The following is a 20606-nucleotide window of genomic DNA, read 5'->3' as shown; positions in this document are numbered from 1 at the left end:
GCCGGCCCACGTCGGGCCTGGCAGCTACACAGAGAGCGGCGCTGTCTGACAAATGCACCCACACGGCAAGGCTAACCTCGCCAGGCGCTTCGCAAGCTCTTCTTCATCTCATGTCCGACACTGTTTCGCCTGCGCTCGCGGCCTCGGCCCGGCGCAAGACCCGCCGCAGGTCGGTACTGCCCCCCGCCAGTGCATGGCGCCGCTTCGTGGCCCTGGCCAAGCCCTACTGGCTCGGCGACCGCAAGAAGAGCGCCTGGTCACTGATCGCCCTGCTGCTCGTGCTGATGCTGTGCGAGACACAGCTGGCCGTGATGCTCAACGACAAGGCCGGCGAGATGACCTCGGCCCTGGCCGGCCGCGAGAGCGACCGCTTCTGGGACGCCGTGCGCATGAGCCTGCTCATCGTCGCCTTCGCCGCGCCCTGCTACGCGTTCTACTACTTCATGCGCGATACCTTCGCCAACCACTGGCGGCGCTGGCTCACGGGGCGCTTCCTGGACGGCTACCTGCGCGACCGCGTGTACTACGCGCTGGGCAGCCGTGAAGACATCGACAACCCCGACCAGCGCATCGCCGAGGACATCAACACGTTCACGGGCCGCTCGATCCACTTCCTGCTCATCCTGATCGGCTCGTTCATGCAGCTCATCGCCTTCAGCGCGGTGCTGTGGTCGATCTCGCACATGCTGGTCGGCTTTCTGGTGCTGTACGCGCTGATCGGCACGGGCGGTGCGCTGTGGCTGTTCGGCGGGCCGCTGATCCGGCTGAACTTCCTGCAGCTGCGGCGCGAGGCGGATTTCCGCTTCGGCCTGATGCAGGTGCGCGAGAACGCCGAATCCATCGCGTTCTACGGTGGCGAGCCGCAGGAGCGTGCGCAGATCGACCACCGCTTCGGCGCCGTGTTCCGCAACTACATGCGACTCATCCGGCGCCAGTGCGGCCTGAACCTGTTCCAGCGCGTGTTCAGCCAGCTCACGCTGGTGTTGCCCGCGGTGATCCTGGCCGGCGACGTGTTGTCAGGCGAGCTGGAGGTCGGCCGTGCCGTGCAGGCGGCCGGCGCATTCGCCGTGGTCCTGGCCGCTGCATCGCTGATCGTGGACAACTTCGAGAGCCTGAGCCGCTTCGTGGCGGGCATCGACCGGCTGCAGGCGCTGTCGCAACTGGTCGTGCCCGAAGCACCCGCGGCGCAGGCCGCCGTCGCCGCGGCGCCGGCCACGCAGATCCGCCACGAGAACGCCGCCAGCGTCGGCGCGCAGGGCCTCACGCTGTACACCCCGCGCGCCGAGCAGATGCTGATCGAGCGGCTCAGCTTCACGCTCGCGCCGGGCGATGCGCTGCTGATCACCGGCCCCAGCGGCTGCGGCAAGAGCTCGCTGCTGCGCGCGCTGGCCGGCCTGTGGCACAACGGCAGCGGCAGCGTCTCCCACCCGCCTCGCGGCGAGATGTTCTTCCTGCCGCAAAAGCCCTATGTGCAGGGCGGCACGCTGCGCAGCCAGCTGCTCTACCCGGGCACGGGCTCCGCGATGTCGGACGCGCAGCTGCTGGACACGTTGGCCCAGGTGCGCCTGTCCCGGCTGGCCGAGTGCGCCGCCGACCTGGACGCGGTGCAGGACTGGGGCAAGCGCCTGTCGGTCGGCGAGCAACAGCGCCTGGCCTTCGCGCGCGTGCTGGTGCACAAGCCGCACACGGTGATCCTGGACGAGGCCACGAGCGCCTTGGACCCGGACAACGAGGCTGCGCTGTACGCCCAGCTGCGCGCCAGCGGCGCCACGCTGGTCAGCATCGCCCACCGCGACGCGCTGCGCAGCTGCCACACGCACCACCTGGAGCTGCTGGGCGGCGGGCAGTGGCGGCTCGAGCCGCTCACCTGATCAGCCGCCGCGCTGCAACCACAGCAGCGCCTGCGGTGCCGGCATGGCAGGTGCGCACAGGTAGCCCTGGTACTGATCGCACTGCAGAGCCTGCAGCAGCGCCAGCTGCGCCTGCGTCTCCACGCCTTCGGCGATGGTCGTGAGCTGAAGCGCGCGCGCCATCTGCACGATGGCGCTGACGATGGCCCGATCGCTCTCGTCGTCCGGCAGGCCGCGCACGAAGCTGCGGTCGATCTTGAGCTTGCGGATCGGCAACTGCTTCAGGTAGGCCAGGCTGGAATAGCCGGTGCCGAAGTCATCGATCGCCAGGCGCACGCCCAGCGCGTCCAGCGCATGAAGCCGCTGCAGCGCCTCGGCCGCATCGCGCACGAGGATGGTCTCGGTCAGTTCCAGCTCCAGCAGCTGCGGCGCAAGGCCGTGCGCGTGCAAGGCCGCGGCCACGCGCGCCACGAAGTCGATCTGCTGGAACTGCAGCGGCGACACATTGACCGACACCGGCACCGCCAGGCCGGCCCGCTGCCAGTCGGCCGCCTGGCGCACGGCCTCGGCCAGCACCCAGCTGCCGATGGTGACGATGTAGCCCGACTCCTCGGCCAGCGGCACGAAGGACTCGGGCGCGACGATGCCGCGCTCCGCGTCGGTCCAGCGCAGCAGCGCCTCCATCGCCTGCACCCGGCCCGTCAGCAGATCGACCTGCGGCTGGTAATGCAGCTCGAACAGCCCTGCCTCCATGGCCTGGTGCATGGCGTGCTCGGTCTTCATGCGCGCCAGCAGCTGCATGTTCATCTGCGGCTGGTAGAAGCCCACGTCGCCGCGCCCGCGATCCTTCACGCTGTACATGGCCGTGTCGGCGCACTTGATCAGGTCGTCCATCGACGCGCCGTCGGCCGGGTGCATGGCCACGCCGATGCTGCAGCCGATGGAGAACTGCAGCGCGTCCATCTCGAAGGGGTGCGCCACGGTGGCGATCACGCGGCGCGCCACCATCTCGGCGGCGGCCACGTCGGCCTTGTGCAGCAGCATGACGAACTCGTCGCCGCCCAGCCGGCACAGGGTGTCGACCTGGCGCAGGCAGGACTGGATGCGCTGCGCCACCTCCACCAGCACGCGGTCGCCGAACTGGTGGCCCAGCGAGTCGTTGATGTTCTTGAAGCGGTCCAGGTCCACGAACAGCACCGCGAAACCGGTGCCGTCGCGCCCGGCCAGGCGCAGCGCGTAGTCGATGCGCTGGGCCAGCATCAACCGGTTGGGCAGGCCGGTCAGCAGGTCGGTGTAGGCCAGCTGCTCGATGCGCTGCTGGCTCTCGCGCTCCTGCGTGATGTCGCGGAACGAGTAGACCCGGCCCACCGAGTGGCCCTGGCTCTGCTTGGGCAGCGTGGTGCGCTGCAGCAGCCGGCCCGAGCGCAGCTCCAGCAGATCGGTGGCCTCGGCCAGCGGCGCGGCGGTGATCTCCTGCAGGCGCAGCAGGTAGGCCTCGCGGTCGCGCACGGCGTCGGCCATGTGCTGGCGCAGGGCCTCCTCGTCGCGCCGCACCAGCAGGGCTTCGGGCACGTTCCACAGCTCCGCGAAGCGCCGGTTGCAGGCGGTGGTCAGGCCTTGCACGTCGCTCACGAGGATGCCGTCGGCCGTGGATTCCAGCGTGGCCTGCATCTCGGCCAGCACCATGTCCAGCGCGTGCTCCAGCCGCTGCTGCGGCGTGCGGTCCTGCAGGCAGACCAGGAACACCCGTGCGCCGCCGGCCAGGTGCAGCAGGCTCACGCGGCGCTCCACGTGCAGCACCGTGCCGTCGCCGCAGCGCACCAGCGTGTCCGAGCGGATGGCCTGCGACAGCCCGGCGTCCACGTCGGCCCAGAAGAAGGCGTCTTCCGGTGCAGGGCACAGCGCCTGCACGGCCTGGCCCACGATGTCCTCGCCCGGCATGCGCAGCAGCTGCGCCGCCGCACGGTTGGCGTGCAGCACCAGCAGGCTGGCCGGGTCGACCAGGCACACGGCCTCCATCAGCCCATCGGCCAGCACGGCCAGCGCGCCGGCGTGCGCGGCCGGCCCGTCCACGCGCAACGCCGCCTGCGCGATGCCTGTGCCCTCCGTCGCTGCGCGGCGGGCCTCGCGCGGGGCCGTCACGCCATGGCCTCGGCCAACTGGGCGGGCTGCAAGGGCCGCTCGTAGAAATAGCGCACGCGCTGGCGCGGCGCCAGGTAGTGCAGCGCCGCACGCGGCAGCTGGGCGGGCTTCAGGCTGCGCCGGATGCCCAGCTCGGGCGCCGTCTCCAGGTCCAGGATCAGGGCCTGCTCGCTGGGCATGCTCGGGTCGTGCACGAGCACGCGCGGCTTGAGCGGCCGTGTGGAGTTGACCGACACCACGATGGCGTAGCGGTCGTTGACGAGCTGCACGACCGAGCCCGGCGGGTAGACACCCATCATGCGGATGAAGGCGCCCAGCACCACACCATCGAAGCGCTGCTTCTGGCTGGCGAACATCAGTGACAGCGCTTCGTGCGGCGTGAGCGCCTGGGCCAGCCGCGGCGGGTTGCACAGGTTGTCGTAGGTGTTGACCAGCGCCAGCACACGGCCACCGAGCGACATGGCATCGCCCACCAATGCAGCGGGGAAGCCGCTGCCGTCCACCATCTCGTGGTGCTGCGCGATGGCGTCCAGCGCCGCGCCCGGCAGCCCCATGCGCTTGCCCAGGCGCACGCTTTCGTTGATGTGCTCGCGGTAGACCGCGCGCTCGCTCTCGGAGAAGCCGGCGTCGTCGGCACGCATGCGCTCGGGCAGCTGGATCTTGCCCAGGTCGTGCAGCAGCGCGGCCAGGCCCAGCTCGGCCAGTTCGGTGGCGGACAGGCCCAGCGCCTTGCCCAGCAGCAGCGAGATCACCATCACGTTGACCGTGTGCGTGGCGCTGCGCTCGCCGGCTGCCTCGGACAGCAGGCGGATCGCGGCCTCGCCGTCCACCAGCACGTCGGCCACGCAGCCCTGCACCAGCGCCATGCAGCGCTCGCGCATGTGCACGGGCTTGAGCGACACGTCGGCCAGCACGCGTTCGTAGACCTGCACGGCTTCGCCGAAGCGGCGTTCGCAATGGCGCAGGTTGGCCTGCTGCACCTCGAGCAGGCGCTGGCGTTGCTCGCGCAGCGCCTCGGCTTCGGAGATCAGCTGCTGGGCCGCGCTCTGGCCGGCGGCCGGGTCGGGCCGTGGCGGCGCCGGCGTGCCGTCGTCCGGTTGCGCGCTGGTGCTCTGCTGCAGATCGCTCTTGGCCGGGAAATAACGTACGCGCGACAGGCCCAGGCTGCGGATGGTCCGGATCTGGTCGTCCGACGAAATCTTGAAGCTGCCGCGCGGGAACGGGTGGTCCATCCAGCCCAGGTCCAACTGCACGAACAGGCCCCGCCGCAGCTGACCGACGTCGATCATGTGCGACGAGGGCTCATCCATGGCCGGTCTGGCGTGTCATTGGCATCAAAAGATTATGCGTTGTTTGCTTGACACTCCGTAACAAAGAACGCTGATTCGCCACACTTTTGCATCAAGTTGCGCAATCAAGGCCAATGAAACGTTCTATACGTTCAAGTGATGCACCAAGGTGCCCGGTCGTGCGCCAGGCCCTGCCACAACGCCCAGCAGGCGCTGGCGCACAGCGCTGCGCCCACCGCGCGCGTGCCCCAGGCCGAGAGCGCGGCGCTGCGGGCGCCGGCCATGCCGCGCGGGCCGGCGCCGGCCCAGGCCGGCAGGCGCAGCAGCAACCACGGCGCCGCCCACAGCGACACGGCGGACCCGGCCGCGAACGCGAGCATGGCGGCGGCGCCATTGGCCGGGTGGCCCGTCAATGCGGCTGTCAACAGCGCGGCCTGTAACAGTCCGCAAGGCATCAGCGCCCAGGCCAGGCCGAGCCAGAAGGGCCCGCCACGCAGCGCCAGGCCGGCACGCGCGCGCTGCCACAGCCGCCGCCCCTCGCGCTCCAGCCAGGCCGGCTGGCGCCCTTGCAGCAGCAGCCAGGCACCGAGCGCCATGGCCAGCAGGTGCATGCCGGTCCAGGCCGGCCGCAGCGCGGCGCTGGCGCCGCCCAGCCAGCCCAGGCCCTGCAGCGACCATGCCGCCAGCGAACCCATGGCGGCATAGCCGCAGGCCCGCCCGGCATGGAACAGGCCCATGGCCTGCCGGCGGCGCGGCGCACCCGCGGCCCCGACGCCGGCACAGGCCGCCCCGCACATCAGCGCGCAATGCGGGCCGCCGGCCAGGCCCATCAGCAGGGCCGTCATGCCCAGTTCCACCGCCATGCCGGTGCCCGCCGCCGCCTGCTACAGCAGCCTCGCGAACTGGGCGCGCGTGCGGTCCGCCTGCGCATAGCGGTCGAACACCATGGCGATGGCGCGCACCAGCATCCAGCCGTGCGCCGTCACGCGCAGCGCTGCGGGCTCCAGCACGAGCAGGCCGTCGGCCTCGAAGGCGCGCAGCGCCTCCAGCTCGGCAGCGAAGTACTGGCGAAAGTCGATCAGCCAGGCCAGCTCGACGGACTCGAAGTGCAGCGTGCCCTGGCACATCAGCGCCATGATCACGCTGCGCCGCACCAGGTCGTCGCGCGTGAGCGCCAGCCCACGCACCACGGGCAACCGGCCCTGGCCCAGCAGGTCGCGGTACTGCTCCAGGGTCTTGGCGTTCTGGCTGTAGGTGGCGCCGACCTTGCCGATGGCCGAGACGCCGAGCGCCACCAGGTCGCAGTCGGGCTGCGTGCTGTAGCCCTGGAAGTTGCGGTGCAGCCGGCCCTGGCGCCTGGCCACGGCCAGGCTGTCGGTGGGCAGCGCGAAATGGTCCATGCCGACGTAGACGTAGCCCGCGGCCTGGAAGGTGGCCAGCGCGGCTGCCAGCATGGCCAGGCGCGCGGGGCCGCCCGGCAGCGCAGCGCTGTCGATGCGGCGCTGCGGCTTGAAGCGCTCGGGCAGGTGCGCGTAGCCGTACAGCGCGATGCGCTCGGGCCGCAGCTGCACCACCTGGGCCAGCGTGCGCGCGAAGGAAGCCGGCGTCTGCAGCGGCAGGCCGTAGATGAGGTCCACGTTCAGCGACTCGAAGCCCAGGGCGCGCGCCTGCGCCACAAGGTCGGCCACCTGCGCGAAGGGCTGCACGCGGTGCACGGCCTTCTGCACGGCCGCATCGAAGTCCTGCACGCCGAACGACAGCCGGTTGAAGCCCAGGGCCGCCAGCGCCTGCAGCCGCGCGCGGTCCACGGTGCGCGGGTCGACCTCGACCGCGTATTCGCCGCCCGGTGCCAGGTGGAAGCGCGCATGCAGCAACGCCATGAGCCGGGCCAGCTCCGCGTCGTTCAGGAAGGTCGGGCTGCCCCCGCCCAGGTGCAGCTGGGACACCGTCTGGCCCGGGCCGAGCGCGGCCACGTACAAATCCATCTCGCGCGCCAGGTCGTCCAGGTAGCGCACGGCGTTGTCGTGGTGCCGTGTGATGATCTTGTTGCAGGCGCAGTAGTAGCACAGCGATGCGCAGAACGGGATGTGCACGTACAGCGACAGCGGCAGCGCACGGCCCGCCGCGCCCTGGCGCCGCTGCTGCAGGGCCTGCACGCAGTCGTCGGGGCCGAAGGCTTCCACGAAACGGTCGGCCGTGGGATAAGAGGTGTAACGTGGCCCGGGCCGGTCGAAGCGGCGCAACACGTCTTCGGGAATGCAGCCGTCACTGGCGGGCCTGGCGGCCATCGTGGTGGTCATAAGAACTCCTTGCGCGGACTGTGCCGCGCGCGATCCGGCCAGGTATTGATGCAGATCAAGTGCAGCGACAGGCTGTTTGCGACAATTTGCGCTACGTCATGAAAGAACGCGATGCACCCGCACACCATCAAAGTCGCCTGCTCCAACTGCAACCTGCGTGAGCTGTGCATGCCGATGCAGCTCAACGCACAGGAGCTGCAGCGCATCGACGAGGTGGTGGCAACGCGCCGCCCCATCAAGCGCGGCGCCACGCTGTTTCGCGCCGGCGAGGCGTTCAGCTCGCTCTATGCGATCCGCACCGGCTTCTTCAAGACCTCGGTCGCCACCGAGGACGGGCGCGAGCAGGTCACCGGCTTCCAGATGGCGGGCGAGGTGATCGGGCTGGACGGCATCGTCAACGACAGGCACACCTGCGACGCCGTGGCGCTCGAGGATGCGGAGGTCTGCGTGATGCCCTTCGACCGGCTCGAAGAGCTGTCGCGCGAAGTGAACGCGCTGCAGCACCACGTGCACAAGATCATGAGCCGCGAGATCGTGCGCGAGCACGGCGTGATGCTGCTGCTGGGCAGCATGCGCGCCGAGGAGCGCGTGGCGGCCTTTCTGCTGAACCTGGTCAAGCGCCTGCATGCGCGTGGCTTCTCGCGCAGCGAACTCGTGCTGCGCATGACGCGCGAGGAGATCGGCAGCTACCTGGGCCTGAAGCTGGAGACCGTGAGCCGCACCTTCTCCAAGTTCGTCGACGAGAAGATCATCGAGGTCAAGCAGCGGCATCTGCGCATCCTGGACGCCGACGCCCTGCAGCGCATCGTCAACCCCCAGGTCTGCCACTGACGGCGCTCAGCGCCCGGCCACGGCCGGGCGCACGGCGGGCGCCTGGCCCGTGGCGGCATGGTTGCGGGCCACCATGGCCGGCTGCCGCGCGATCGACGTCGCCTGCACACGCGCCGCGGGCGCATCGCGCACCACGGGGTCGGCCCCACGGAACGCGATCACGGCCGTGGCGATGCTGGCCACCACCACGGCCAGCGGGCCACCGATGACCATCCAGACCATGCCGTAGCGCCACCATGGGCGTTGCGTGGGGATGGGGTTGGCAACGGGCATGGGAACACCTTTCTTCAAGGGCGCGGAACGAGGAACACGGACTTCTCTGCCAGATGCGTGCCGCCGTCCAGCATCTCGATCTCGAACTGGATGGGGTGGGAGCCGCTGGCCGCCGCCTGGTGCGGCAACTGCAGGCGCACGGCGACCCAGCGCGAGGCCGTGGCGTCGACCTGCACCTCGGGCTCGGACACCACGGCCAGGCCCGGCAGGCCGCGCACGCCGATGCGAAAGCGCTGGTGCGACTCCGTCGCGTTCATGACCTGCAGCCGGTACACGTTCTCGATGGCGCCGCCGGCCACGATGCGCGCCATGGCACCGCGGTCGCGCACCACGTCGACCTTGAACGGCGTGCGCAGCAGCAGGCTGGCGGCCAGGCCGCCCGAGACCAGCAGCAGCACGGCCGTGTAGGCCAGCACGCGCGGGCGCGCCACGCGGCGCCAGATCTGCGCGCGGCTCCAGCCCTTGTGTTGGCCCTGCTGCGTGGTGAACCCGATCAGGCCGCGCGCATCGCCCATCTTGTCCATCACGCCGTCGCACACGTCGGCGCAGGCACCGCAGCCGATGCACGCGTACTGCAGGCCGTCGCGGATGTCGATGCCGGTCGGACAGACCTGCACGCACAGCGTGCAATCGATGCACGAGCCCAGGCCGCGCGCAGCCGGCGCCGTGCCGCGCGGCCGGCTGCCACGTGGCTCGCCGCGTGCCGCGTCGTAACCCACGATCAAGGTGTCGCGGTCGAACATCGCGCTCTGGAACCGCGCATAGGGGCACATGTACTTGCAGACCTGCTCGCGCAGGAAACCGGCATTGCCGTAGGTGGCCAGGCCGTAGAACAGCACCCAGAACACTTCCCAGCCGCTCATCTGCGTCGTGAGGAAGGCCATGCCGAGCGCGCGCACGGGCGTGAAGTAGCCGACGAAGGAAAAGCCGGTCCACAGGCCCACGCCCAGCCACACGATGTGCTTGAACCATTTCTTGACCAGCTTTTCCAGCGACATGGCCGACGCATCGAGCTGCATGCGCGCGCCGCGCTCGCCCTCGATGCGGCGCTCGATCCACAGGAAGATCTCCGTGTAGACGGTCTGCGGGCACGAGAAGCCGCACCACAGCCGCCCGGCCACCGCCGTGAACAGGAACAGCGACAGCGCCGAGACCACGAGCAGCCCGGCCAGGTAGATGAAGTCCTGCGGGTACAGCACCAGGCCGAAGAGGTAGAAGCGCCGCGCCTCCAGGTCGAACAGCACGGCCTGGCGCTGGCCCCACTGCAGCCACGGCAGGCCGTAGAACAGCAGCTGCGTGAGCCACACCATGCCCCAGCGCCAGCGGGCCAACGGGCCCGTGACGCTGCGCGGGTGGATGGTGCGGTGCGCCTCGAACAGCGGCACCCCTGCGGCCTGGCCCTCGGCCTGGATCGCGATGGTCCTGCGGGACGAACCGGACGCCATACGCAGGCTCAGGGCCGGTTGGACAGGTGCCACACGTAGGAGGCCAGCACGCGGATCTGCGCCTCGCTGAGCTTGCCCTCCTGCGCCGGCATCTGGTTGTGCTTGCCGCCGTTGACCATGGCGACGATGGCGTCCTCGCCCCAGCCGTGCAGCCAGACGTCGTCGGTCAGGTTGGGCGCGCCCAGCAGCGGGTTGCCCTTGCCGTTGCTGCCGTGGCAGGCCGCGCATGCGGCGAACTTCGACTTGCCCAACGCGGCGCGCACCGAGTCGTGCGGCCCGTTCGACAGGCTCAGCACGTAGTGCGCGACGTTGCGCACATCGTCCGGCGAGCCCACCGCCGCGGCCATCGGCGGCATCTGGCCGGTGCGGCCCTTGGTGATGGTCTCCACGATCACGTGCGGCTCGCCACCCCACAGCCAGTCGCCGTCGGCCAGGTTCGGGAAGCCCTTGCTGCCGCGCGCGTCCGAGCCGTGGCACTGCGCGCAGTGGTTCATGAACAGCCGCTCGCCGATGGCCATGGCCTGCGGGTCGCCGGCGATGTCGGCCGCCGGCATGCCGGCGAACTTGGCGTACAGCGGCGCCGTGTCGGCCTGCATCTGCTGCACGGCGGCCTGGTGCTCGCCCGTGGACGACCAGTTCAGCGTGCCGGGCCTGTCGCCCAGGCCCGGGTACAGCACCAGGTAGACCACGCCGAACACCGTGGTGATGATGAACAGCCACACCCACCAGCGTGGCAGCGGATTGTTCATTTCGCGCAGGTCGCCATCCCAGACATGGCCCGTCGTGTTGTCGCCATCGGGCGCGACCCTGGCCTGGCCAGCCGCCCACAGCAGCAGCATGCAGCCCACGATGCCGCCCAGGGTCACCACGATGATCGCGATCGACCAGAAGCTGCTGGTGAAGTCACTCATGATCTTGTCTCACTCTTGTTCGAATGGCAGGCGCGCGGCCTCGTCGAAGTCCGCGCGGTTGCGCCGCGACCAGGCCCAGGCCCAGATGCCGACGAAGCACGCCAGCGAGGCCACGGTGGCCAGCGAGCGCAGAACGTTGATGTCCATGTTCGGTTTCCAATCAGTTCAGCGGGCATTGCACGGATGCAGCCGACGCAACGGTGTGTCGGATACAGCGCCGTCCAAAGGCCGCGGAGCAGGCCATGCCGACAGCCGCCGCGGAACTGGCTCTGCCAGGCCGCTGGCGGCGCCCCTGGAGGGCGATGGACCGGCTACACGCAGTGCGCCGGGCAAACGGGGTGGGTTCATTTCACGGCCAGGCCGAGCGATTGCAGATAGGCGATCGTGGCGTCCATCTCGGTCCTGCCCTTCACGTCCTCGGGCGCCCTGGCGATCTCCTCGTCGGTGTAGGGCGTGCCCAGGCGGCGCAGCGCGCGCATGTTGGCGGCCAGCTGCGGGCCGTCGATGGTGGCCTTCTCCAGCCAGGCATAGGCCGGCATGTTGGACTCGGGCACCACGTCGCGCGGGTTCACGAGGTGGATGCGGTGCCAGTCGTCGTTGTACTTGCCGCCCACGCGGTGCAGGTCGGGCCCGGTGCGCTTGCTGCCCCACTGGAACGGACGGTCGTAGACGAACTCGCCGGCCAGCGAGTAGTGGCCGTAGCGCAGCGTCTCGGCCTGCAGCGGGCGGATCATCTGCGAGTGGCAGTTGTAGCAACCCTCGCGGATGTAGATGTCGCGGCCGGCCAGCTGCAGCGCGGTGTAGGGCTTCACGCCCTCGATCGGCACCGTGGTGGAGCGCTGGAAGAACAGCGGCACGATCTCCACGAGCCCGCCCACCACCAGCACCAGCAGGATCAGCACGATCATCAGAAGGTTGCTGGTCTCGATCTTCTCGTGCGCCCCGCGCTTGTCGATGTTCTGCGACATGGTCGTTCTCTCGTTGGTCAGGAATGCGCGGCCGCAATCGACGGGATCGGCGACACCGACGGCCGCGCCTGCGCCATGGTCATGACCATGTTCCAGGCCATCACCAGCATGCCGAACAGGTACAGCACGCCGCCCAGCAGCCGCACGGCGTAGAACGGATAGGTGGCCTTGACGGATTCGGCGAAGGTGTAGGTCAGCGTGCCGTCGGCGTTCACGGCGCGCCACATCAGGCCCTGCATCACGCCGGCGATCCACATCGCGGCGATGTAGAGCACGATGCCGATGGTGGCGCTCCAGAAGTGCAGCTCGATGGCCTGCACGCTGTACATCCGCTGCTGGCCGAACAGGCGCGGGATCAGGTAGTACAGCGACCCCATGGTGATCAGGCCGACCCAGCCCAGCGCGCCGCTGTGCACGTGGCCCACCGTCCAGTCGGTGTAGTGGCTGAGTGCGTTGACGGTCTTGATCGACATCATCGGCCCCTCGAACGTGCTCATGCCGTAGAACGACAGGGCCACGATCAGAAAGCGCAGGATGGGGTCGTCGCGCAGCTTGTGCCAGGCACCCGACAAGGTCATGACGCCGTTGATCATCCCGCCCCAGCTGGGCGCCAGCAGGATCAGCGAGAACACCATGCCGACCGACTGCGTCCAGTCCGGCAGCGCCGTGTAGTGCAGGTGGTGCGGGCCGGCCCACATGTAGGTGAAGATCAGCGCCCAGAAGTGCACGATGGACAGCCGGTAGCTGTACACCGGACGCTCGGCCTGCTTGGGGATGAAGTAATACATCATCCCGAGGAAGCCGGCCGTGAGGAAGAAGCCCACGGCGTTGTGGCCGTACCACCACTGCACCATGGCGTCCTGCACGCCCGCGTAGGCCGAGTAGCTCTTCCAGAAGCTGGCCGGCATGGCCGCGCTGTTGACGATGTGCAGCAGCGCCACGGCGATGATGAAGGCGCCGTAGAACCAGTTGGCCACGTAGATGTGGCGCACCTTGCGCGTGCCGATGGTGCCGAAGAACACGACCGCGAACGACACCCACACCAGCGCGATCAGGATGTCGATCGGCCATTCGAGCTCGGCGTATTCCTTGCCCGAGGTGTAGCCCATCGGCAGGCTGATCGCCGCGGCCACGATCACGGCCTGCCAGCCCCAGAACGTGAACGCCGCGAGCTTCTCGCCGAACAGCCGCACCTGGCAGGTGCGCTGCACCACGTGGTAGGCCGTGGCGAACAGCGCACAGCCGCCGAACGCGAAGATCACCGCGTTGGTGTGTAGCGGCCGCAGCCGGCCGTAGCCGAGCCAGGGAATGCCCAGGTTGAGCGCGGGCCACGTGAGCTGGGCCGCGATGACCACGCCCACCAGCATGCCCACCACGCCCCAGACCACCGCCATGACCGTGAACTGACGCACCACCGTGTCGTTGTAGACCGTGCTGTGCTGACCCGGATGGTTCATCGTTGCCCTCTCGCTTGCTGCTCTTTGCATGACGACAGGCAGTGTCTGGCGGCGCCGGCGCTGGCGCTTTGATGCAGGTCAATCAACGCTGCGGCGGGTCGCCACCGGGGATCACGCCGCTCTTTCTCTTCCACGCCCGCCGGGGCGCGCAAGCGGCGACCAGGACGCCTGTGGCGCGCGCGCTCAGGCGATGCTGCGCTGGTGGGGCCGGCCGGGCTCCATGCACTTGCCAGCGAGCGCAGCGGGTCGTGCGCCCTGGCGCATCTCTGGATCCACCGCGAGCGCCGAGCGGGCCCACTCTTCGAAGTCGCGCGCAGACAAGGGGCGGGAGAACAGGTAACCCTGCGCCACGTGGCAACCTTCCTGCGTCAAGAGCTGGCGCTGGGTCTGCGTCTCGACCCCTTCGGCCACGACGATCAGGCCCAGGCTCTTGCCGATCTGCACGATCGCGCGGCACAGAGGCAGGGCGCTGTCCCGAAAGCCCAAGTCGGCCACGAAGCTGCGGTCGATCTTGAGCTCGGTGATCGGCAGGCGGTGCAGGTAGCTCAGGCTGGAATAGCCCGTGCCAAAGTCGTCCATCGACATCCGAACCCCCAACGCCTGCAGCGCGGTGATGGTCTGCACCGTCGCGGCATGGTGGTCGAGCATCACGCCTTCGGTGATCTCGATGATGAGATCGCAGGGCCTCAAGCCATGCGCACGCAGAGTCTCCTCCACCAGCCGGGGCAGTCCGTCGTCGTGCAGCGTCAGCGCGGAGAAATTGATGGACAGCGTGGGCACCTGCAGCCCACGCGCGCGCCACGCCGCCAGTTGCGCGCAGGCGGTGCGCAGCACCCAGCGACTCAGGCCGTCGATCAGGCTGCACGCCTCGGCCAGCGGGATGAACGTGATGGGCGGCACGTTGCCACGCACGGGGTGGTGCCAGCGCGACAGCACCTCCACGCCATGCAGCGCGTTCGTCGCCAGGTCCACCTGTGGCTGGTAGTGCAGATGCAGCGCGCCCTCGTGCACCGCCTGCTCCAGGTCCGCTTCGAGCGACAGGCGTTCCTGGGCCTGCGCATTGAGTTCGCTGCTGAAGAAGGCGAACGAGCCGCGCGCTTCGCTCTTGGCCTGGTACATCGCCATGTCGGCGCGGTGCATCAGCACGTCCAGGCTGGTGCCGTCGGCGGGAAACATGGCGATGCCCAGGCTGGCGCAAGGGCGGATGTTGGTGCCGCCCAGGCTCACAGGCTGGTGCAGCACGGCCTGCACGCGCTCCACCATCTCTGCCGTCTGCAGTGCATTGCATGCCGGCAGGACCATCAGAAACTCATCGCCGGACAGCCGCGCGACGATGTCGGCGCTGCGCCGGTCCTGCAGCAGTCGGGCCGCCACGGTCTTGAGCATCTGGTCACCGGCTGGATGGCCGAGCGAGTCGTTGACGTGCTTGAAGCGGTCCAGGTCGATGAACACCACGGCCACCGGCGTGTCGTTGCGCGCAGAAGTGGCCAGGGCCTGTTCGGCCTTGGCCTTGAGCAGGCTGCGGTTGGGCAGATTGGTCAGCGGGTCGTAGAAGGCCAGCCGGTGGATGCGCGCCTTGGAGCGCTCACGCTCCAAGGCCAACGCGCACAGATGGACGCAGGCCGCCATGAGCTTGCGATGGAAGCCGTCCGGTACCCTGCTCTCGGCGTAGTGGAACACCACGGCGCCTGCGATCGACCCATCGACTGTCCGGATCGGTACGGCCCAGAAGCTGCGGTAGCCCACAGCCAGCATCGGATCCCTGAACGCGCGCCAGCGTGCGTCCGATGTGATGTCGATGAGGACGCCATCCGCGCCGAAGGCGGTGTGTTCCTGGCCGGCCACCATGTCCAGGTGCAGCGTCTGCCGTGACAGATGCTCGAGGTAGGGCCGCGGAATCTGCGGTGCCGCCAGGGGGTTGACCCGGCCGCCGGCATCGAAGCGCAACACGCAACTGGCCGTGCCCGGCAGGATCCGGTCCACCTCCTCGCACACCATGGTGGCCACGTCGCTGATCGAGCGCTCTGCCGCGATGGCCTCCAGCACCCGATGCTGCATCACCTGGTGCATCTTCGACTCGGTGATGTCGGTGATGACGCTGACCGTGCTGACGAGCCTGTGGTGCGCGTCCATCACGGGGTTGGTGGAGACATTGCACCAGTACCGCTCGCCCTGGTGGCCACGCAACAACTCCTGTCGTTCATGGGAGATGCCCTGCGCCAGTTCCGCGTGCAGCCGCTCGGTCTCGCACGCCGGGAACCCGGGGGCGAGCAAGGCGGGCGGGACCTGGCCAGCGGCCTCGGCGATGGTCATGCCGAACATGCGCGTGAAGCCTTCGTTGACGTAGACGATGCGCCAGTCGGCTCCCGTGATGATGACGGCATTGCCGGTTGCACCGGCCACCAGGGACAGGCGCCGCGTCTCTTCCTGCGCCTGGCGTTCGCGTTCGATCCGGGCGGTGACGTCGCCGGCCATCTTGAAGATGCGGACCACCCGCCGTTGCGCATCGAAGATGGGCGCATAAGTGGCCTCCAGCCAACGCTTCGCGCCAGCGCGGGTCACGCGCTCGCACAGGTCAGTGTAGGCGACGCCCTCGCGCAAGCGCTGCCAGAACACGGCGTAGGCTTCTGATGCGGCGTAGCACGGCTCGCAGAAGACCGCGTGTTGAACCCCCTGCACCTCGTCCAGCTCGTAGCCAAAGATCTCAAGGTAGCGCGGGTTGGCATACAGGAGCATGCCCTCGGGCGAGAACTCGGCAATGGCCTTGACATGGTCCAGCGTCCGGATGATGGCGTTGCGCTCGGCGAGATCGCGCGATGCGACCGGGCTGCTGGAGGATGTGGTCATGAGGGGTTGCGGCGTTGGCGGGCAAAAGGGGCCTCGGAGAAACACGGGCACCCAACGCATGTCGCCGGCAGGAGTTGGAGCCGCGATTCTGGACAACGCCCCGCATTTGGGCCGTGACTTAATCGACTCGCCGCCAAACTTGTCCGCTATTTGCACGATAGACGTCGACTATTCGTCTCCAAATTGCACCAAAAGGCGGCGCACGCCTTTCCACTGAGGCTAGTCCCGCAAGATCCGCTCGCCCTCCGACTCCACGTCCTCGAATTGCCCACGCTCGATCGCCCACCACAGGCCACCGAGGATGCAGAACACCAGCACCACCGACAGCGGGATCAGCAGGAACAGGATGTCCATCAGCCGGGCTCCTGCACAGGCCGCGGCACGCGCACCGGCAGCGGCGCCGGTTCGGGTGCGGGCAGTGCCAGCGACAGGCGCAGCGCGTTGAGCACCACGAGCAGCGAACTGGCCGCCATGCCCAGCCCGGCGAGCCAGGCGGGCATGAGCCCCGCCACGGCCAGCGGCACGCTGACGGCGTTGTAGACCGCGGCCCAGGCCAGGTTCTGCCGCACCACGGCGAGCGTGCGGCGGGCCAGCGCGAACGTGTCGGCAATGGCCATCAGCGCGCCGCCCGGCACCACGAAATCGGCTTGCGCCTGGGCCAGCGGCACGGCCTGGCCGAACGCGAAGGACACGTCGGCACCGGCAAGCACCGGCCCGTCGTTGAGGCCGTCGCCGACCATGGCGGTATGCCGGCCTCGCTGCTGCAGCCCGCGCAAGGCCTGCAGCTTGCGCTGCGGTGAACAGCCGCCACGCGCCTCGGCGATGCCCAGCACCGAGGCCGCGCGCGCCACGGCCGTGCCGGCGTCGCCTGACAGCAACTGCACTTGCAGGCCCATGGCCTGCAGACGGGCGATGGCGGCCTGCGCGTCGGCACGCAGGTCTTCGTGCAACACGAAGGCGGCCAGCATGCCTTGCGCATCGGCCAGCCAGATGGTCATGGCCTCAGCGCCATCGGCGTGGATACCGCAATGCGCGGCCGAGCCCAGGCGCAGCTCGCCGGGCCAGGGCCAACCGTTGCGCCACAGGCGCGCGCGCACGCCGGCGCCGGGCTCCTCGACGAGGCCGGTCACCTGCCACAGGTCCTCGTTGCCCGTATCGCGCCCGGCGGCGGCCAGTGCGCGCGAGGCCGGGTGCAGCGAGCGCGCGGCCAGCGCTGCGGCCATGGCCAGGGCCTGCGCACGGTCCACGCCGGCCCGCGTGCGCACCGCGCCCAATGCCAGCGCGTCGTGCGTCAAGGTGCCGGTCTTGTCGAACACTACCGTGTCCACGCGCGCCAGCGCCTCCAGCGCCTGCAGCCGGCGCACGAGCACGCCGCGGCGCGCCAGCGCGCCGGCGGCCGCCAGCATGGCCGCGGGCGTGGCCAGCGACAGCGCGCAGGGGCAGGTGACGACCAGCACGGCCACGGCCACCATCAGCGCGTGGCCCGGGTCCTGCGGCCACCAGTACAGCGCAGCGCCGGCCGCGGCCAGCAGCACGGCGAGCAGGAAGGGCCGCGCGATGCGGTCGGCCAGTTGCGCCAGCCGTGGCCGCGAACGCGCGGCTTCGTCCATCAATGCGGCGATCTGCGCGAAGCGCGTGGCCTCGCCCACGGCCGTCACGCGCACGCGCACCGCCGCAGCCAGGTTGTAGCTTCCGGCCAGCACGGTCGCGCCCGGCCCGCGCGGCATGGGCCGCGACTCGCCGGACAGCAAAGCCTCGTCGGCCAGCGTCTCGCCTTCGAGGATCACGGCGTCGGCGACGAAGGCCTCGCCGGGCTTCACATGCAGCACATTGCCCACGGCCACGCGGTGCGCGGCCACCTGCTCGCGCCGCCCGTCGGCACGCTCGCGCTCCACGCCGTCGGGCAGGCGCTGCAGCAGCATGTCCAGCGCGCCGCCCGTGCGGTCGCGCAGGCGCGCCTCCAGCCAGCGGCTGCTGAGCAGGAAGAACACGAACATGTTCAGCGAGTCGAAATACACCTCGGCACCGAAGAGGCCGTCGGGCTCGAAGGTGCCCGCGCTGCTGACGGCGAACGTGATCAGGATGCCGAGCGTGACCGGCGTGTCCATTCCCAGGCGGCGTTGGCGCGCATCACGCAGCGCCGCGCGCAGGAACGGCCCGCACGAGAACAGCATGACGGGCAGGCTCAGCACCCAGGATGCCCAGCGCATGAGCGCCTGCGCGTCCGCCGAGATCTCGCCGGGCGCGGCGACGTAGGCCGGCCAGGCGTACATCATGACCTGCATCATGCAGAGTCCGGCCACGAGCCAGCGCCACAGCATCTGGCGCGCCGCGCGCCGGCGCTCGGTGCGCACCGCCAGGTCGGCCAGCGGCACGCCGCGATAGCCGGCCGCGCGCACCGCCGCCAGCCACTGCGAGGGCCGCACGCTGCCCGCGCGCCAGACCACGCGTGCACGCCGGCTGGCCGCGCCCACCTCGGCCGCCAGCACGCCGGGCACGGCGCGCAGCGCGGCCTCCACCGTCAAGGCGCAGCTGGCGCACGTCATGCCCTCGACGGCCATGCTCGACTCCCACACGCCCTCGCCCGCAGCGGCTGACGGGCGGCTGAACGCAGGCCACTCGGCAGCGTCGTCGATCCATTCCAGGCCGGCCGGCGTGGGTGCTTGCGTCAGATCGAGAGGGCTGGCCGGCATGGCGTGGAGGGTATGTGCGGGCCATTCCCCCGGTCTTGATGTGGATCAACCCACAGCAGTGCACGCGGACTATTCTTGTCCCATCAACCTTCAGGAGAACACACCATGTACCAACGCATTCTTGTCGCCACCGACGGTTCGGAACTGTCGCAAAAGGCCGTCGACAGCGCACTGGGCCTGGCCGCCCAACTCGGCGCCAGCGTCGTGGCGGTGAAGGTCGTGCCGCCCTACCCGCAAAGCTACTTCGAAGGCGCGATGGCCATCGACCTCAAGCAGGTCGCGCAGACCGAGGAACACTGGAGCGCTGCCGCCATGCGCGAGCTGGAAGTGGTGCAGAGCGCAGGCCTGGCGCGCAACGTGACCGTGACGCCCCTCGTCGTGCGCTCCGACCAGGTGTCCGAGGCGCTGATCGCGAGCGCGCAGAAGCACCACTGCGACCTGATCGTGATGGCCTCGCACGGCCGGCGCGGCGTCAGCCGGCTGTTGCTGGGCAGCGAGACGCAGCATGTGCTGACGCACTCGCACATCCCGGTGCTGGTGCTGCGGTAGGCACAGGCCGGCCCGGCTGCGCGCCACCGGCCGCAGGCCTTGGCCGCGCGCCAGCCCCAGCCCACAATCGCATGCCGCCGCGCCGCATTGCGCGGCCCACCAGGCGCCACGCATGCAACACATAGCGAACCGGGTCTTCATCTCCTACCGGCGCGATGACGCGGCCGGCTACGCTGGCCGGCTGGAGGAAGCGCTGGAGCAGCGCGCCGGCCGCGGCAGCGTCTTTCGCGACGTGCTCGACATTCCACCCGGCGACGATTTCGTGGCCGCGATCCGCGCGCGGCTGGCCGGGGCGCAGGTGGTGCTGGTGCTCATCGGCCCGCGCTGGCTGGGCGGCGAGGCGCCCGGGTCGCGGCGCATCGACGCGGCCGACGACTTCGTGCGGCTGGAGGTCGCGTTGGCGCTGGACAGCCCCGCCCGCGTGGTGCCGGTGCTGCTGCCCGGCGCGGCCATGCCGGCCGAAGCCGCGCTGCCCGACCCCTTGAAGCCGCTGGCACGGCGCAACGCCATGCACCTGAGCGATGCGAACTGGGATGCCGACATCGACCGCCTCGTCCACGCCATGGCCCTGCCGCGACCGCGCCGCGCCTGGCCCTGGGCGCTGGGCGGCGCGGCCGTGGCGGCCTGTACCGTTGCAGCGCTGTGCTGGTTCAAGCCCTGGGCCACCCCCGCACCCGACCCCGCAGCACGGCTGGTGGGCACTTGGCAGGCAGAGGTCGCCTACGCCTGGGGCGCCAGGCACAGCGAACGCTTCGAGTTCAAGCGCCATGCCGGCGAGCTGACGGGCACCGCCAGCTTCCTGGCCTACCCGCGCGCCATCGACAAGCTGGAACTCACGGGCAACAACCTGCGCTTCGAGACCCACACGCAGCAATCGATGGGCAGCGAGACGCGCGAACTGACCCACCGCTACAGCGCCGAACTGCGCGGCCAGCCGCCCGACGAACGGCTGGCGCTGCGCATGCAGACCAGCGGTGCGTTCGACAGTAACCCGCCGTTGGAATTCGAGGCCCGGCGCGTGGCGGGGCCGGCGGCGGCGCCCGCCCGCTGA

At 69.8% G+C, this 20606-nt stretch carries 17 protein-coding genes; 4 read left to right on the top strand and 13 right to left on the bottom strand.

Annotated elements, in window-relative coordinates:
- The first annotated feature begins 110 nt into the window (after positions 1-110).
- Entirely contained in the window at positions 111-1871 is a 1761-nt protein-coding gene (locus ASF43_RS02580) for an ABC transporter ATP-binding protein/permease (RefSeq protein ID WP_082497551.1), read from the top strand.
- On the opposite strand, the gene ASF43_RS02575 is transcribed toward ASF43_RS02580, so the two are convergent.
- The 4 genes from ASF43_RS02575 to hemN form a co-directional block, all read right to left on the bottom strand.
- The gene (locus tag ASF43_RS02575; RefSeq protein ID WP_235578106.1) at positions 1872-3992 is read right to left on the bottom strand and encodes a bifunctional diguanylate cyclase/phosphodiesterase; all 2121 of its coding nucleotides are present in this window, start codon (positions 3990-3992) and stop codon (positions 1872-1874) included.
- Entirely contained in the window at positions 3989-5302 is a 1314-nt protein-coding gene (locus tag ASF43_RS02570) for an HD-GYP domain-containing protein (protein ID WP_056176187.1), read from the bottom strand. The genes ASF43_RS02575 and ASF43_RS02570 overlap by 4 nt, the downstream gene beginning before the upstream one ends.
- A 131-nt stretch (positions 5303-5433) precedes the next feature.
- Entirely contained in the window at positions 5434-6126 is a 693-nt protein-coding gene (locus tag ASF43_RS02565; RefSeq protein ID WP_235578105.1) for a sulfite exporter TauE/SafE family protein, read from the bottom strand.
- A gap of 39 nt (positions 6127-6165) precedes the next feature.
- Positions 6166-7581, bottom strand: a complete 1416-nt coding sequence (gene hemN / locus ASF43_RS02560) for an oxygen-independent coproporphyrinogen III oxidase (RefSeq protein ID WP_235578104.1) — start codon at positions 7579-7581, stop codon at positions 6166-6168.
- A 111-nt stretch (positions 7582-7692) separates the two neighbouring features.
- Between hemN and fnr the strand changes: the two genes are divergently transcribed.
- Entirely contained in the window at positions 7693-8412 is a 720-nt protein-coding gene (gene fnr / locus ASF43_RS02555) for a fumarate/nitrate reduction transcriptional regulator Fnr (RefSeq protein WP_056176181.1), read from the top strand.
- Positions 8413-8418: 6 nt separating this feature from the next.
- Here fnr and ASF43_RS02550 read toward each other — a convergent pair whose 3' ends face one another.
- The 9 genes from ASF43_RS02550 to ASF43_RS02510 form a co-directional block, all read right to left on the bottom strand.
- Positions 8419-8685 (bottom strand): nitrogen fixation protein FixH, encoded by a 267-nt coding sequence (locus tag ASF43_RS02550; protein WP_235578103.1) that lies wholly within the window; start codon positions 8683-8685, stop codon positions 8419-8421.
- Positions 8686-8699: 14 nt separating this feature from the next.
- On the bottom strand, positions 8700-10130 hold the full coding sequence (ccoG, locus tag ASF43_RS02545) for a cytochrome c oxidase accessory protein CcoG (protein WP_056176178.1): 1431 nt from the start codon (positions 10128-10130) through the stop codon (positions 8700-8702).
- Positions 10131-10138: 8 nt separating this feature from the next.
- Positions 10139-11041 carry a cytochrome-c oxidase, cbb3-type subunit III gene (gene ccoP, locus ASF43_RS02540; protein WP_056176175.1) on the bottom strand — a complete coding sequence of 301 codons (903 nt, stop codon included), beginning with the start codon at positions 11039-11041 and terminating at the stop codon, positions 10139-10141.
- Between the two features lie 9 nt (positions 11042-11050).
- Positions 11051-11188: a CcoQ/FixQ family Cbb3-type cytochrome c oxidase assembly chaperone gene (locus tag ASF43_RS02535; protein ID WP_056176172.1), complete on the bottom strand. Its 138-nt coding sequence runs from the start codon at positions 11186-11188 to the stop codon at positions 11051-11053.
- A 197-nt stretch (positions 11189-11385) separates the two neighbouring features.
- Complete coding sequence (ccoO, locus tag ASF43_RS02530; protein ID WP_056176169.1) at positions 11386-12009, bottom strand: cytochrome-c oxidase, cbb3-type subunit II; 624 nt, start codon at positions 12007-12009, stop codon at positions 11386-11388.
- A gap of 17 nt (positions 12010-12026) precedes the next feature.
- A complete protein-coding gene (gene ccoN / locus ASF43_RS02525) occupies positions 12027-13466 on the bottom strand; it encodes a cytochrome-c oxidase, cbb3-type subunit I (protein WP_056176166.1) in 1440 nt (479 codons plus the stop codon).
- 183 nt (positions 13467-13649) lie between these two features.
- On the bottom strand, positions 13650-16313 hold the full coding sequence (locus tag ASF43_RS02520; protein ID WP_082497550.1) for an EAL domain-containing protein: 2664 nt from the start codon (positions 16311-16313) through the stop codon (positions 13650-13652).
- Positions 16314-16532: 219 nt separating this feature from the next.
- Positions 16533-16667 (bottom strand): cbb3-type cytochrome oxidase assembly protein CcoS, encoded by a 135-nt coding sequence (gene ccoS, locus ASF43_RS02515; protein WP_056176163.1) that lies wholly within the window; start codon positions 16665-16667, stop codon positions 16533-16535.
- Positions 16667-19006 (bottom strand): cation-translocating P-type ATPase, encoded by a 2340-nt coding sequence (locus ASF43_RS02510; protein WP_056176160.1) that lies wholly within the window; start codon positions 19004-19006, stop codon positions 16667-16669. The genes ccoS and ASF43_RS02510 overlap by 1 nt, the downstream gene beginning before the upstream one ends.
- Positions 19007-19111: 105 nt before the next feature.
- Between ASF43_RS02510 and ASF43_RS02505 the strand changes: the two genes are divergently transcribed.
- Positions 19112-19555, top strand: coding sequence for a universal stress protein (locus ASF43_RS02505; protein WP_056176157.1), 444 nt, complete (start codon positions 19112-19114; stop codon positions 19553-19555).
- A 112-nt stretch (positions 19556-19667) separates the two neighbouring features.
- A complete protein-coding gene (locus ASF43_RS02500) occupies positions 19668-20606 on the top strand; it encodes a toll/interleukin-1 receptor domain-containing protein (protein WP_056176154.1) in 939 nt (312 codons plus the stop codon).

Source organism: Pseudorhodoferax sp. Leaf267 (assembly GCF_001422405.1).
Taxonomy (GTDB): domain Bacteria; phylum Pseudomonadota; class Gammaproteobacteria; order Burkholderiales; family Burkholderiaceae_C; genus Pseudorhodoferax.
The sequence above is the reverse complement of the archived record's forward strand: the minus strand, read 5'-3'. Positions and strand labels throughout refer to the sequence as shown.